Source organism: Micromonospora sp. KC213, from assembly GCF_004348325.1.
Classification (GTDB): Bacteria; Actinomycetota; Actinomycetes; order Mycobacteriales; family Micromonosporaceae; genus Micromonospora.
In genome coordinates this window covers 79,597-93,947 of record NZ_SMKF01000003.1, presented here as the reverse complement: position 1 = coordinate 93,947, position 14,351 = coordinate 79,597, and the positions used below count along the sequence as shown (strand labels likewise).

At 71.6% G+C, this 14,351-nt stretch carries 11 protein-coding genes; 9 read left to right on the top strand and 2 right to left on the bottom strand.

Features of this window, described 5'->3' with window-relative positions:
• Nucleotides 1–91 precede the first annotated feature (91 nt).
• Nucleotides 92–1,330, top strand: a complete 1,239-nt coding sequence (locus E1166_RS01735) for a S8 family peptidase (protein ID WP_132335140.1) — start codon at nt 92–94, stop codon at nt 1,328–1,330.
• Nucleotides 1,331–1,536: 206 nt separating this feature from the next.
• Here the strand turns inward: E1166_RS01735 and E1166_RS01730 are convergent, their stop codons facing one another.
• Nucleotides 1,537–1,953, bottom strand: a complete 417-nt coding sequence (locus E1166_RS01730) for a cellulose binding domain-containing protein (protein ID WP_132335138.1) — start codon at nt 1,951–1,953, stop codon at nt 1,537–1,539.
• Between the two features lie 358 nt (nt 1,954–2,311).
• Here E1166_RS01730 and E1166_RS01725 point away from each other — a divergent pair, with 358 nt between their 5' ends.
• The 8 genes from E1166_RS01725 (at nt 2,312) to E1166_RS01690 (ending at nt 12,250) form a co-directional block, all read left to right on the top strand.
• Nucleotides 2,312–3,583, top strand: a complete 1,272-nt coding sequence (locus tag E1166_RS01725) for a hypothetical protein (protein WP_132335136.1) — start codon at nt 2,312–2,314, stop codon at nt 3,581–3,583.
• A gap of 802 nt (nt 3,584–4,385) precedes the next feature.
• Entirely contained in the window at nt 4,386–5,768 is a 1,383-nt protein-coding gene (locus E1166_RS01720) for a PLP-dependent aminotransferase family protein (RefSeq protein WP_132335134.1), read from the top strand.
• A gap of 83 nt (nt 5,769–5,851) precedes the next feature.
• Nucleotides 5,852–8,803: an AfsR/SARP family transcriptional regulator gene (locus E1166_RS01715; RefSeq protein ID WP_132335132.1), complete on the top strand. Its 2,952-nt coding sequence runs from the start codon at nt 5,852–5,854 to the stop codon at nt 8,801–8,803.
• 66 nt (nt 8,804–8,869) lie between these two features.
• Nucleotides 8,870–9,109: a hypothetical protein gene (locus E1166_RS01710; RefSeq protein ID WP_132261221.1), complete on the top strand. Its 240-nt coding sequence runs from the start codon at nt 8,870–8,872 to the stop codon at nt 9,107–9,109.
• A gap of 67 nt (nt 9,110–9,176) precedes the next feature.
• Complete coding sequence (locus E1166_RS01705; protein WP_132335130.1) at nt 9,177–9,659, top strand: hypothetical protein; 483 nt, start codon at nt 9,177–9,179, stop codon at nt 9,657–9,659.
• A gap of 2 nt (nt 9,660–9,661) precedes the next feature.
• Nucleotides 9,662–11,440, top strand: coding sequence for an ABC transporter ATP-binding protein (locus tag E1166_RS01700; RefSeq protein ID WP_132335128.1), 1,779 nt, complete (start codon nt 9,662–9,664; stop codon nt 11,438–11,440).
• Nucleotides 11,437–11,748, top strand: a complete 312-nt coding sequence (locus tag E1166_RS01695) for a S24/S26 family peptidase (RefSeq protein WP_132335126.1) — start codon at nt 11,437–11,439, stop codon at nt 11,746–11,748. Before E1166_RS01700 ends, E1166_RS01695 begins: the two co-directional genes overlap by 4 nt.
• 1 nt (nt 11,749) lies before the next feature.
• Entirely contained in the window at nt 11,750–12,250 is a 501-nt protein-coding gene (locus E1166_RS01690; RefSeq protein WP_132335124.1) for a MauE/DoxX family redox-associated membrane protein, read from the top strand.
• 91 nt (nt 12,251–12,341) lie between these two features.
• On the opposite strand, the gene E1166_RS01685 is transcribed toward E1166_RS01690, so the two are convergent.
• Entirely contained in the window at nt 12,342–13,913 is a 1,572-nt protein-coding gene (locus tag E1166_RS01685) for a nucleotidyl transferase AbiEii/AbiGii toxin family protein (RefSeq protein WP_132335122.1), read from the bottom strand.
• Between the last annotated feature and the right edge of the window lie 438 nt (nt 13,914–14,351).

Genomic DNA, 14,351 nt, shown 5'->3' with positions numbered 1-14,351 from the left:
GAATGCATCGGCTACCTTCCTCCTATGTCCAGGCCGCATCCGGAGTGAGCCACACGTCGCCCGGAAAGGCCCCACAGGAGGAGGACCGCAGATGACAGGCTCACGTGTCCGGGGCCGGTTTCCCGCGATCGCCCTGGTGGTCGCGCTGACCGCCGTGCTGGCCCCGGGTGGCGACGCCCTCGCGGCCACCGCGACCGCGACCGCGGGGACGATCCGCCACGTCGGCGGCACCGACGCCGTACCAGGCAGTTTCATCGTCGTGCTCCGCGACGAACTGGTGCGCCCGACAGCCCGGGTCGGTGCCCCGGCCGAGGTCGCCCGGGTCGCGGACCGGCTGAAGGCCCGCCACGGCGGCACCATCGGCCACGTCTACCGCCACGCCCTGGCCGGATTCGAGGTACGCATGCCGGAGCGGGCGGCCCGTCGCCTCGCCGCCGACCCGGCCGTGGCGTACGTCGAGCAGAACCGGACGACACCCCTCATCGGGCCCGGCGTGCAACTCAACCCGCCCTCGTGGGGGCTGGACCGGATCGATCAGCGCAGCCTGCCGCTGGACGGCCGGTACGCCTATCCGAACACCGCGCACAACGTGCACGCGTACATCATCGACACCGGCCTGCGGAGCACGCACACCGACTTCGGCGGCCGCGCGGGGGGCGGGGCCGACCTGGTCGACAGCGCGCTGCCCGCCGACGACTGCAACGGCCACGGCACGCACCTGGCCGGCACCGTCGGAGGAACCCGGTACGGAGTCGCCAAGGAGGTCCGGCTCCACCCGGTACGGGTGCTCAACTGCAACGGCAGCGGCAGCTACGCGGCGGTGATCGCAGGGGTGGACTGGGTCACCGGGAACGCCGTCCGGCCGGCGGTGGCACTCATGGCCCTCGGCGGGGCGGCCAACTCGGCCCTGGACGCCGCGGTGACCCGTTCGATCTCCTCGGGCATCACCTACGTGGTGGCGGCGGGTAGCTCGGCTGGCAGCGCCTGCAACTACTCGCCGGCGCGGGTGCCGGGTGCGATCACCGTCGCGGGCACCACGTCGTCCGACGCGCGGATGCCGAGCGGCAACTACGGCAGCTGCCTGGATCTCTACGCCCCCGGGGCCAACATCTCGTCCACCTGGCACACCGGCGACAGCGCGGCCACCACCATCAGCGGCAGCTCGATGGCCGCCGCGCACGTCGCCGGATGCGCCGCGCTCGCCCTCTCGGCGAACCCGACCTGGACCCCCGCCCAGGTCGCCAGCTACCTGACCAGCCGGGCGACGACGGGCGTGGTCGGCGGAGTGGTCGCCGGCACGCCGAACCGCCTCCTCTACTGCGGCGCCTGAGCCAGACCCGGCGCGTGCCGGCGACCGGTCCGGCACGCGCCGCCCGCCCGACCCTGATCGGCGTCGTTTGCGGCCGGGTGGGGTTGGGATGACCGCGATACCCGTGTGGCCCAAGTAGCTTATGCGAGCCCTCGGCGGTGACCCGGACCGCCGATCGGACGCTCGGCGAACCAGCGCGGACCCGACGTCTGTCCCGGTCGCGCTAGCTAGACCCAGGTGCAGGGTACGCCGTTGAGGGCGAAGGCGGTCGGAGCCGTCCCGCTGCCACCGAAGCCCACGTTGGCCTCGGTGCCCGGCGTAAGCGTGGCGATCCAAGAGGCCGGGTGGAAGGTGCCGGCCGTGCCGTTGAGCGTGATCGTGCCGTTGAACCGGGACTCGATCCTGGACGACGTCGGCAGCGTGAACTGGACCGTCCAGTTCGTCAGCGGAGCGGTGGTGGTGTTCGCGACCGAGATGAACACCTGAAAGCCCCCGAAGGTGAGCAGATCGACCTCGCAGGTCGGGGCCTCGGTCGCAGCGGGGGCCGAAACGGCGGCGGCCGGCGTCGTGGCAACGGTCGCCGAGCCCGCCGTCGCGAGGCACAGCAGCGCGGCGAGGGCGGTGAGGATACGGATGCGGTTCATGGTGCTCCTCCGGCAGGGAAGTTGGTGACCGTCCCATCGTGATCCGGGCCAGCGCCGCTCGACGGACCAGTTCGGCGGGCATTGGACAGGACCACTCGCGTCGGCGGTCAGGAGGACGACGCTCGCCGGCCGCACCGGGCCGCCGCGTCTGGTCCCCCGGTTCCGGCGGCGAAGTGGTCCGCTACGACCGCCAACCGGCACCGATGCTTGAGATCACGCACTGGCCGAGAGGTGAAAAGCGAGCGTGGGCGAGCAGGACGGCTCCGGTGACGGTCGGATCGGGCCACTCGGCGAGTGAGATCAGGTATTGCGACCGCCCGCGAAACGCCAAGCGTACGGGCAGTTAGGGGGAGAAAACGTGAGACGTAGGATCCGGACCGCCGTGGTGGCGTTGACCGCCGCGGTGGGGCTTCTCGCTTCGAGCACCACGGCGGTTGCCGAGGAACGCGTCGCCAGCAGCGCCACCCGCACACCGGTTGTCGTCTTTCCGGCCTTCCACTTCACCAAACTCAAGGTGAACGTTGACCGGCAGTACAGCCATCCGCGCTGCCCGACGACGGGGTACTTCGAGGACTGGTTCGGCAACGACACCACCTCCCGCTTCAGCCAGGTCTGCCGGGACAGGCTGATGACCTTCACGTACGACCCCGACCCGGCCAAGCCCATGGCGGAGCGCTTCAGCGACCAGCCCGGCGTCAAGGTCGAGATCAAGCACTACGGACGCACGGAGAGCGCGCCCTTCTACGAGCCGCTCTACGAGGCCCTGGAGGGGCAGGGCTACGTGCGCAACAAGGACATCCGCGTTGCCGGCTACGACTCCCGGCGCACCCCCGACCAGGGCGGATTCCTCAAGCGGACGATCTCGTTGATCGAGCGGACGTACCACGACAACAGCAACACCCCCGTTCATCTGGTCGGCCACTCGAACGGCCCGCTCTACGCCCAGTACCTGCTGACCCACACCAGCAAGAGCTGGCGCACCAAGTACATTCACGGGTTCACGGCGCTGGCTGGCAACTGGCCGGGGCAGGGGCTGCTCTACGGGGTCTTCTTCACCGGACTCAACGTCACCGACTTCTCGTACCCGAGCACGGAGGGGAACGCGCGGAGCAGTGCGCTCATGTACCAGTCGCACCCGTCGACGTACATGAGCGCCGCCGACCCGGCCGTCTTCGGCAACCGTGAGCTGGTGGTTCGCACCACGGCACCGATGGCGGACTACACACCCAAGGACAACCTCAGGCTGTTCGAGCATGCCGACATGCCCCTCGCGAGGCACCTGGCACCCTATTACACCGGCTTCGTGAAGTTCGCCGACCCGGCCTCGTTCCCCGGCGTCGACGTCTACGCGGAAAAGGGTTCGGGGCTGCCCACGGTCGTCGGTGTGACGCTGCCCAACCTCAGGGTCGGGCAGGTGCTCGACCCCGCAACGGCCGAGCTGTTCTTCCGCAACGGTGACGGCAACCAGGAGGACATCACCAACGACGCGATCGCACCCTGGGCAACCATGCCGTGCCACCGCTTCGAGTTCTCCGACAACCCACGCGTCGACCACTTCTCGCTCGCCAGCGCCCCTGCCGTCGTGGCGCGCCTGCTCGACAACCTGCAGCGGCCGAAGTCGGTCTGCTGACACCGCCGCCCCGACCGCTACGTGCTCGCACGTAGCGGTCGGGGTGTTTCGTTGGTTGATTCCGCCCGCTAGGTGTGGTGGTTCGAGCGCGGACCCGGCGTGCTGTTGTGGACCGCCGCCATCCCGCCTGACCGGCTCTGACCTCGGGGCGAGCACTCGAGCCATGGCAGTGCGTCGCGCACGCCAACGTCCGATAGAGACCCTGCTCAGGTGGTTTCGGCAGTCTTGGGGTCAGGGGCATCACCCTGTCGGGGACGCAATGCCCGCAGCGCGGCGACGACCGCCGTGGACGGTCCAGGTCGGTGGCCGCGACCCACAGGGCGGTCAGAGCGTCCATGGCCGTCGGATGTCCGAACTCAGCTGGGCGCCGCCCGTAGCCCGCGAGGTGCCGCGAACCGGTGTGCCGACGGTCCAGGTCCGCGGTCGCGGCGGCCGCGGTCACCGTACCAGCCGATGGTCAAGATCGGCGTGCGCGCCGGAGGAACGCCAGGGCGGCGCGGGGGACGCCCGGTTGACGGCGTTGCGCGCAGTGCTGACCGCGTCGTGACCACCCGGTGTCCAGCGTTGTCCAGCCGCGTCCAGAATCGCGCCGGATCAGCCGGAGCGCGTGGCACTGTCCCTGGGCGGGCTCGGCCCGTCCCCGCCGAAGCGCGCCGCTGACCTGCATCGACAGGCGGTTACCCAGGTCACAGCGGCGTGGCGCCGTGCCCGGTGACCGGAGCGCGGCGCCGACCAAAGTCTTGGGGGGGCCGGGCCGGTCGACCATCGCGGGTCGGACAGCCGTCGAGACAATGGGGGAAACATGCGCGGAGCCGATCAGCTCACCGTCCACATCAACCTGCGCCGCGAGCGCACGGAGCATCTGCCTCAGCAACTGGTGACCCAACTGGCCCGCGCCATTCACCGAGGTCAGCTCGCTCCCGCGACGCGGCTGCCGTCGACGAGGGACCTGGCTCGGCTGCTGGGCGTGTCCCGGGGCGTGGTCATCTCGGCGTACGAGCTACTGCTGGCCAAGGGTTTGGTGGAGAGCAGGCCCGGCTCGGGCACCTACGTCCGGCAACTGCAGATCGACCCGACGCGACGCCCACGCAGGGCACTGGCGGCACCGGCCCGTCGGGTGTGCGACTTCACCCCCGGCCCCGCCCCGACCCGCGCGTTTCCGTTGGCCGCCTGGCGTGCCGCGTGGCGGGAGGCCAGTTACCAGCCTCCGTTGGATCAGACGGCACCACTGGGTATGCCCACCCTGCGGGAGGCCGTCGCCGCGCACCTGCGCCGCACCAGGGGCATCAGAGTGGACGCCGACGAGGTGGTCGTGGCGTCCGGGCTACGTCAGGCCTGCTGGCTGCTGTTCGAGGCGATCGGCCAGGCGCAGTCGGTGGGCCGCCGGATTGCGGTGGAGCAGCCCGCACCGGCCTATCCGGTGCTGGCTGGACGGCAGGCCGGCTGGACCGTCGGCGCCCTGCCGGAGAATGCGGTCCCGCAACAGGCAGACGCCGCCGACGTCGCGGTGGTGTTCGCGGAGGGAAACCATCCGCTCGGCACGGTACTGACGCTGGACCAACGTCATGCCCTGGTGGACTGGGCCTTCCGCACCGGCGGATATCTGGTCGACATCAATACGGAACAGGCCGGTTCCGGTGACGGGTTGCCGTTGCCGGCGCTGTTCAGTCTGGCCGGCGGACAGCGGGTGGCCATGGCGGGCACGATCGGTGACAGTCTCGCTCCCCCCGGCCTGGCGTATCTGGTGATACCGCGCGAGCTCACGCCGCGCATCGCGGACCTGATCGGCGACGACGACGGGCCGGTCGCCCGTACCACCCAGGCCGCGTATACCCGGCTGTTGCGGGACGGTGTACTCGTGCACCGAGCCACGCGGATCGGCCGGCTCTTCACCGAGCGGCGCGAGCAGGTGCGGGCCGCACTCGACCCGGTGCCGCACCCCGTCCGCGTCATGATCGGCCCCCGCGGGTCGACCGCGACGTTGCTGCTGCCCCAGCAACTGGCCACCGCCATGGTGGCCCGGCTGGCCGGGCTCGGCGTGGCCGTGACCCCACTGGCCGAGTTCTACCGGGTCGACCCCGCGAACTCGCCCGCCGGCATCGTGCTGGCCTTCGGCCACCTGAACGACGAGGAGTTGCGCTGCGGAATCGCGGCCATCCAGGCGTTCCTCGCCGGGCTGGGCTGATCGACATACCAACGCAGAACTGCGCCAGCGCCGGCACAGGTACCCCGAGACGCAACCGGTGCACACCGCGCTAGCTTTGCGCGGTGTGCGGGTATCGGATCGGCGTCCTCGGACGGATCCAGTTGAGCGTCGACGGGGTAGCTGTGCCGCTCGCCCCGCTGGAACGGGCATTCGTGGCGGGCCTGGCAGCCCATCGTGGACGCATAGTCTCCGTCGACCGTCTGATCGACGGTCTCTGGCCGGACCACCCGCCCGCAGGAGCGCGTAACCGGGTCCAGGCGGTCGTCGCCTCGGTCCGGCGCAGTGCGACGCCGGAGTTGATCCTCACCAGGTCACCTGGTTACGAGCTGAACGCCATGGTGGTGGTGGACGCGGCGGAGTTCGGCGCCGAGGTGCAGGCCGCTGCGGCCGCCACCGACGCCCGGCGTGCCGTGGAGCTGCTCGACCGCGCGCTGGCGCGTTGGCGCGACGACGCGTTCGTCGACGTCGGTGCACGACTGGTCGACTTCGAGCGCGACCGGCTTCGCGAGCTGCGTCAGCAAGCGATCGAGCTGCGCGTCGAGGCATTGCTGTCGCTCGGTCTGCATCAGGAGCTGGTGCCGGAGCTGACCACACTGGTGCGTGACCAGCCGCTGCGGGAACGGCTGCGCGGCCAGCTCATGGTGGCCCTGCACCGCAGCGGCCGGCAGGCGGAGGCGCTCGCCGTGTACCGGGACGGGGCCCGGATTCTCGCCGACGAGCACGGCATCGACCCGGGACCGCAGCTGCAGCAGCTGCACCGGGAGATCCTCGGCAGCGAGCAGGACACGCCCCCGCGAGCATGGGTACGTCCCAACCAGCTCCCCGGCGTCACCGGTGACTTCGTCGGGCGGGACAAGGAACTCGGGCTGCTGCTGTCGTTGCTGGGCCGGCCCCCATCAGCCGCCGGGGCTGCTCAGGTCGTCGTCGTGACCGGGCTTGCGGGAACGGGCAAGACCACGCTGGCGCTGCGGGCGGCCCACGAGTGCCGCCATCGTTTTCCCGCCGGGTGCCTGTACGCGGACCTGCGCGGCAACACCACGGACCCGGCACGACCCGGCGCGGTGCTCGGCGCCTTTCTGCGTGCCCTCGGGGTGGCCGGCGAGGCCATCCCGGTAGCGGCCGAGGAACGCGCGGCGCTGTACCGGTCCGTGCTCGCCGACCAGCCCATGTTGGTGATGTTGGACAGCGCGGCGGATGCGGCCCAGGTGCGCCTTCTGCTTCCGCCCGCCGGCGGCAGCGCCCTCATCACCAGCACCGCGGCGTTGCCCGGGCTGCCGGGCACCCAGGTCGTCACACTCGACGTCCTGCCGGTCGACGACGGTTTGGACCTGCTGGCCGGGCTCGCCGGTGCCGAGCGGATCAACCGGGAGGCCGCGGCGGCAGCCGACGTCGTGGAGTTGTGTGGCCGTCTGCCGCTGGCGTTGCGCATCGCCGGCGTGCGGCTGGCCGAGCGGGACGCGATGACCGTGGCACGGCTGCGCGACCGGCTGCGCGACGAGCGGCGCCGCCTCGACGAGCTGTCGCTCGATGGGCTCGACGTGCGCACCAGCTTCACCGTCGGCCTCGAGCGTTTGCCACCGCCCGCCGCGCGGCTGCTCGCGGTGCTCAGCCGCACGTCGCTGCGCAGCTTCGGTATGTGGGACGAGACCACCGAGCCGCTGCTGGAACAGCTGTGCCGGTCCCACCTGCTGACCGCCGATCCCGACGGCAGGGTACGTATGCACGACCTGGTCCGGTTGCAGGCCCGGGAGCGCACCGACGTCACCGCCGATGAGGTGATCACCTGGTACGCGCGGCTGCACGCGTACGCCGAGCGCGCCGCCGCGTCACTGCCCTGCAAGGCCCTGCCGGTCGCGGACGTGGGGTGCGTGATCGACGCCGGGGACGCCGTGGACTGGTTCGAGGCGGAGTTGGAGAACCTGGTCGCGGCGGTGCGGGACCTGCTGGGGCTGGGCGCGGTCGACCTGGCCGGACGGCTGGCCCGCACGATGGGCAATTTCGCGATGATGCGCAGCCAACACCTGCCCGAGTTCGTCGACTGCCTGCGCGGCGTGCTCGACCATCACGCCGACCTGCCGTTGCCGACCCGCATGTCGCTGCGGCTCCACCTGGGCACGGCCTACCGGGTGTTGAACCGGCACGCCGAAGCCGTTCCGCTGCTGCGCGCGGCACATCGGGACGGCTGCGGGCCGCTGGGTGGGCAGCGCCGTGGTGATCGCGACGCACTGGCGCACCGGCTCGTCGCGTTGCAGGGCTACTCGCTGTGCTGCCGTCAGCTCGGTCGGTTGCGGGAGGCGGACGCCGCGCTGCTGCTGATGGTGCGGTTGTGCGCCGCGCACTGGCCGGTCGGCCCGGTCGGCGGGCACGTGCTGCTGGCCCTCGGCATGCAGCACGGGCAGTACCAGCACACCTCCCCGTTCGCCCACGCCGCCTACGCCGCGGCCCTGCGGCTGTTCGAGGATGGCGGCGACCTGTGGGGCGAGGCGCTCGCGCGGGAGAGCATCGGGCTGCTGCATCGGCATGCCGAGCAGTGGTCGCAGGCGCTGGAGCAGCTGCGGCAGGCGGTGACCGCCGCTCGCCGGCTCGGTGACCGGATGAGCGTGACCACCGCCGAGCAGGCGCTGGCCGCGACGCATCTCGCCTGCGGGGACAGCGTGGCCGCACGCCGGCTGCTGACCCGTACGGTGTCGGCGTTCCGCGAGATGCGCCACGAGTGGGGCGAGGCGATCTCCCGCCGGCTGCTCGGGAAGGTGCACCTCGAGGAGGGCGACGCCGGTCAGGCGGTGGCCGAACTGGAGGGCTCGGTGGCGATGCTGCGCGGCATCGGGCAGCCGTTCCCGCTCGCGAACTCGCTGAGCCTGTTGGCGCGGGCGCAGGCCGCCCTGGGCAGGTACGACCGGGCCGTCGCGCTGGGCGGGGAGGCGCTGCGCACCTTCGAGCACTTCAACGCCGCGTACGCCGATGACCTGCGCGAACGGCTGGCCCACTGGCGGGACGCAGCCCGCGCGCAGTAGAAGCGCAGGGCAAGCGCAGCGGCGTCCAGCACAGTGATCGGCAACCACCCACAAAGGAGGTCTGCCATGACCAAGATCATTGCCCGCGTCGGCGACGCCGTCCTCGGCAAGGTGCTCGGCCGCGAGGTGGCCGGCGCCTGCGTGCCGGAGCACGGCCAGAAGTGCTCGTGCGTCGCGTCCGACGGCTACTGCTCGGGCGGCGACTACTTCCGCCGCTACCGGCAGGGCTACTACAACTGCAACGGCGCGTGCGTGACCTCGACGTCGCGGGCGATCTGCTATGTCAAGAAGGCCGGCGTCTGCTGACCTGACTTTCCCGGGGGCCGCGCCGGCCGGCGCGGCCCCCACCCCTCTGACTCGCCGAGGAGTTCCCATGTCGGGTTTCGCCTACGCCGCTGTCGCTGTCGTCGGCGCGGTCGCCGTGCTCAACCTCGTCCTGACCCTGGCCCTCGCCCGGCGACTGCGCGAGATGCAGGCCGGCCACGCCCACGACGGCGAGCCCGTCCCCGAGGTGCTGCCCGCCCCGGGCCTGGACGTCACCGGCTTCCCGCACGCCGACCTGACCACCGGCCGGCGCACGGTGGTCATGCTGACCCCCACCTGCCCACCCTGCCAGACTCTCCTGGACGCTCTCACCGCCGACGCCGACCGCTACCGCCACGACACCCTCGTGTTCATGATCGGCACGCCGGCGGAGACGGCGGCGATGGCTCCCCGCCTCACCGGTTTCGACACGGCCACCATGTCCGAGCCGCAGGCCGAGAAGGAGTTCCAGGTCAAGGGGTTCCCCGCTGTGCTCTCGGTCGTCGACGGCGTCGTCGTCGACTCCAGCCACCAGCTTCCGGTCCTGGCCTGAGCGTGGCCACCCTGCGAGCCGCCCTGCGGCTGGGCTGCGCCGACCCGAAGGCGCTCGCCGCCATGGTCGCTCTGGTCCTCGTCGGCGCGGCGCCGCCGGTCGGCATCGCCTGGTTCACGAAGCTGCTGTTCGACGAGGTCAGCAGGGGCCGCTCGGCCAACCCGTCGACCGCGACCTGGTACGCCGTGGCGATCGCCGTCCTGGGGGCACTGGCGGCAATCGCCAGCCGCCTGTCCGGCTACTTCACCACGGCGCTGCAGAACGCGATCACGATCGCCGCCGACGTGCGGCTGTACCGGAAACTGAACAGCTTCCTCGGCCTGGGCCCCTTCGAGCAGCCGGCCCTGCGCGACCGGTTGGCGCTGGCCCAGCAGGCCGCCAACCAGGCGCCCTACGCGGTCGTCATGTTCACGGTCGACGTGGCCCAGAACGTCGTCACCATCGGCGGCTTCGCCGCCATTCTGACGTCCCTGTGGCCGCCGGCCGGCCTGCTCCTGCTCGCCGTGGCCGTGCCCGAGTTCCTCATCCAGCTGCGACTGTCCCGCCGGGCCGCGCGGGCCGTGGAGGACAGCGCCGGTCTGTTCCGGGCCCGGTTCCTGTTCCAGGCCGTGCTGACCGACCTGCGCGCCGCCCGGGAGGTGCGCCTCTACGACCTCGGCCGGTTCTTCCACGGCCGGCTCGCGGGCGCCGTGCGGGGGGCAGCCCGGATCGAGCTGGCCGCCGCGCGGCACGCCACGGTGGTGCAGACCTGTTGGGCGCTGGCCGGTGCCGCCGTGACGCTCGCCGCGACGGTGATCGCGGTGAACGCCGCGGTCCGTGGCCGGCTCAGCCTCGGTGACCTCACCCTCCTGCTGGCCGCTCTCGGCGCGACACACAGCGGCCTGGCCGGCATCGCCGGTCAGCTCGGCGAGGCCGGCACGGCCGTGCGGCTGTTCCGGCACTACGTCGCCGTTCTCGACAGTCCCGCCGACCTGGCCGACGGGACCCTGCCGGCACCGCCGCTGCGCACCGCGATCACGTTCGAGGACGTGTGGTTCCGCTACGACGAGGACGGCCCCTGGATCCTGCGGGGCGTCGACCTCACGCTGACCGCCGGTGAGGCCGTCGGCCTCGTCGGCCTCAACGGCGCCGGCAAGAGCACCCTCGTCAAGCTGCTCTGCCGGTTCTACGACCCCGACCGTGGCCGGATCACCTGGGACGGCGTGGACCTGCGCGAGTTGCGGGTCGAGACGTTGCGCCAGCGGATCGGGGCGGTGTTCCAGGACTTCATGTGCTACGACCTGACCGCGGCGGAGAACGTCGGCATCGGCCGGCTGCCGCACACGACCGCGCAGGTCGAGGAGGCCGCCGCGCGCGCCGAGATCCACGAGCGCCTCCGCGCCCTGCCCCACGGCTACGACACGCTGCTCAGCCGTACCTTCGCCGACCAGGACGGCGAGCCCGGGGTGACCCTCTCCGGCGGGCAGTGGCAGCGGGTCGCGCTGGCCCGGTCCCTGATGCGCGCCGACGCCGACCTGCTCGTCCTGGACGAGCCCAGCTCCGGGCTCGACGCCGATGCCGAAGCCCGCGTGCACGCCTCGCTGGCCCGGATCCGCCACGGCCGCACCGGGCTGCTGATCTCCCACCGGCTGGGCACCCTGCGCGACGCGCGGCGCATCGTCGTGCTCGACGCCGGACGCGTCGTCGAGTCGGGCGCGCACGACGAGCTGATGGCGGCCGACGGCGAGTACGCGCGGCTGTTCCGCCTCCAGGCCGACGGCTACCAACTGGCGGCGACATGACCGGTTGGCTGCGCCGTCGCTGGCGCCTGGTGGTCGTACGCGGGGAGAGCATGGCGCCGACGCTGCGCGACGGGGACCGGCTCGTCGTCCGCGTCGGGCGGCGGCCGGCCGTCGGTGACCTCGTCGTCTTCCGGGCCCGTGACGTCGTCCCGGACGCGGACCTGGCGTGGATGGTCAAAAGCGTGCACCGGCTCGAACCCGACGGCGCCGTGACGGTGCGCGGAGACAACACCCACAGCCAGGACTCGCGACACTTCGGGGTGGTGCCCCGTGAGGCGATCCTCGGCGTGGCCCGAGGGAGGCGATGACATGTACGTCGAGATCGGGTGCCGGGTGCTGCTCGGCACGGTCCTGCTGGTGGCGGCGGTAGGCAAGGTTTCCGGCCGCGACGCCTACCGCGGGTTCACCCGCTCGGTGCGCGACATGGGCTACCGGCCGGCCGGCCCACTCGCCGCGGCCGTGGTCGCCGCCGAGTTCACCGCGGTCGCCCTGCTGGCGGTGTTCCCGCCGGCCGGCTTCCTCGCGTCCGCCGCCCTGCTGCTCGCCTTCACCGCCGCCATCGTCGCGAACCTGCGGCGCGGCGGCGGCACCTGCCGCTGTTTCGGCCGCGCCGCGGCACCTCTGGGTCGGCACCATGTGTGGCGCAACGCCTTCCTCATCGGCTGCGCCGTCGCCGGCGCCCTCGCGCCGGCCGGACCGGTACGCCCGGGTGAAGCGGTCCTGGTCGTCGCCGGCGCGCTGGTCACCGGCGTACTGGTCGTCATGCTGGACGAGCTGCGCTACCTGTTCGGCGTGTCCAGCCGAGTGTGACCTCCCAGCGGTGGGCTGCTCGGGCGCGTCAGGTTGCGTCCTGGACCCGTCGCACGGCCTCGTTTCGTGACGTGGGTAGGGGTGAGCCGGGTCAGGTCCAGGCACGGTCGAGGGCCAGCGCCAGCCGATTGGTCCACTGCTCGGCGGTGCCCGTGATCTCGGGGTACTCGTCGGTGACGTTGGTCCAGTCGACCTGCCAGGACAGGACGGTTTCGGCGGTGAAGGTGTCGGCTTCGGCGCCGAGTTCCGGTCGCATGAGCTGGCGGACGAGGGCTTGGTCGACGGTGGTGTGTTCGGCGAGCAGGACCGCGTCGTAGAGGTCCTTGCCCTGCGGGTACATGTCGGTGGCCAGCCACATCAACTTCCACGCCAGCGCCAGCGGGGCCGGCGCGGCCAGCATCGGTTCGTCGACGTCGGGCAGTACCAGCACCTCTGGTGGCAGGGGAAGCTTTTCACCGAAGACGACATCGACCTGTATGTGGCCGTCCGGTGCCTGCGGTGTGTGGAACGGGATGACCAGGCGGCGTCCGTCAGCGCGCTCGTACGTCCAGATGGCGGACTCGGTGATCCGGTCTGGTCGCAGGCCGGCGCCGGATGCGGCTCGCACGGCGGTCTTGATGTCATCGAGCAGCGTGCGGGCGTCGGCGCTGTCGCTGGTGACGGTGTGCGGAGTGACGACGAAGTCGAGGTCGCCCGGCTCCCGGGCGGCGTCGCCGACCCAGGCCGCCATCGTGACGCTGCCGCGCAGGACCAGGTGTTGACCCCAGGCTGTTGCGGCGATGGCCGCCAGGACGTGACGCATCGCGGCGCGCCGGGCGTTGCTCCACCGCTGGCCGGTGGCCGCCACGAGGAAGTCCGGCTCGCCGGCGCGGTAGGCGTTCAGGTACTGCTTGAGGGCAGGGTCGAACGCCGCCCTCTGGCGGACGGTCGGGCTCGCGGGTAGTGGCTGGTAGGTCGGCGGATAGTGCGGGGAGCCGGCCGGCGCGGACCTCATCCTGTTCTCGCGCTCCACTGCCCAACCGCTCGCGCCCGGCGTGGGCGGTTCCAGCCAGCCCTGGTCGTGGTGGAGGTCGCTGTCGAAGACGACGTACTCCTGCTCCACCGTGGTGGGCTCATGGCCCGCGGCCCGGAGGGTCTCGACGAGCTCGTTCAGCCGCTTCGTGGCCGTGGTGAGCCCGACACCGTGGCAGCGCTGGTTGACGAACCGTTCCTGCGCACCGTCCGCGAACTCCCGGCGGGCGTTGCGTGACAGCCGCGCCCCGTGGGGCGCGGCCAGATCGGTGAGAGCCAGCAGGTCGGCCAGCGCCGTACTGGACAGCAACAGTTTGACGTGATGCTCGAAGTACCGGCCATCCGGCTCGATCGCTGCCTGCTCATCCGACTGTGGTACGCCGACGCACCACGGCGCCGCCTCGATCTTCGAACGACACGGGTAGATGCCTGCCTCGCGCAGTTCGCGTTGCCAACGCTGCACCGCGGCGTGCTGCTCGGGCACAGTGCCTCGCCCGACCAGGGTGAGCATCGGTTGAGAGACGTTCTCGCCGCGATCGAGCACGATGTGGACGAACGTCACGCCATGCTCGGTGGCGAACGCCGACAGCTTCTCGGCCTGGAAAGCGTGAGCCGTAATGTGGATCTCGAAGTCACCCGACACCTCAGGCATCGGCGGAGTATACGGCACCGTCCTCAGGCCGCCGGCACACAAAGGCACCGGGGCAGCGGCGGCGACAGCCGGTCACCGCGTGCCGATCCACGTGCGGAGCAGGAGCCGCCGGCCTTCGGGACGCGGTGGCCCGAGCCACAGCCGACGAGCCAACCGCCGGTCGTTCTCCGGACGCAGCGCCGCCGGGCCACTGCTCCCCGCCGCCGCCGAGGCATCCGGCCCCCGGATCGCCGAACGCCTCGCCGACGAAACCACCCGACCAGACACCTGAACTCACATCGGGTTCGCCGACTCGAACTGAACCTCCTACGCTCCTACAACTTCCCCAGCCGGTACATCCGGCACTCCGGTCACCAACTGCGTATCGACCCGATCAGCAGCAGCTCGTCGACGGCTGACAAGCCAGCCATGCCTCCAGGTCGCCGGCGGGCAGCACTC

Excerpts from the sequence above, each read along its gene's own strand:
- E1166_RS01735 (WP_132335140.1), top strand. The coding sequence starts at position 92 with ATGACAGGCTCACGTGTCCGGGGCCGGTTTCCCGCGATCGCCCTGGTG.
- E1166_RS01705 (WP_132335130.1), top strand. The coding sequence starts at position 9,177 with ATGTCGGGTTTCGCCTACGCCGCTGTCGCTGTCGTCGGCGCGGTCGCC.
- E1166_RS01690 (WP_132335124.1), top strand. The coding sequence starts at position 11,750 with ATGTACGTCGAGATCGGGTGCCGGGTGCTGCTCGGCACGGTCCTGCTG.
- E1166_RS01695 (WP_132335126.1), top strand. The coding sequence starts at position 11,437 with ATGACCGGTTGGCTGCGCCGTCGCTGGCGCCTGGTGGTCGTACGCGGG.
- E1166_RS01730 (WP_132335138.1), bottom strand. The coding sequence starts at position 1,953 with ATGAACCGCATCCGTATCCTCACCGCCCTCGCCGCGCTGCTGTGCCTC.
- E1166_RS01710 (WP_132261221.1), top strand. The coding sequence starts at position 8,870 with ATGACCAAGATCATTGCCCGCGTCGGCGACGCCGTCCTCGGCAAGGTG.
- E1166_RS01685 (WP_132335122.1), bottom strand. The coding sequence starts at position 13,913 with ATGCCTGAGGTGTCGGGTGACTTCGAGATCCACATTACGGCTCACGCT.
- E1166_RS01720 (WP_132335134.1), top strand. The coding sequence starts at position 4,386 with ATGCGCGGAGCCGATCAGCTCACCGTCCACATCAACCTGCGCCGCGAG.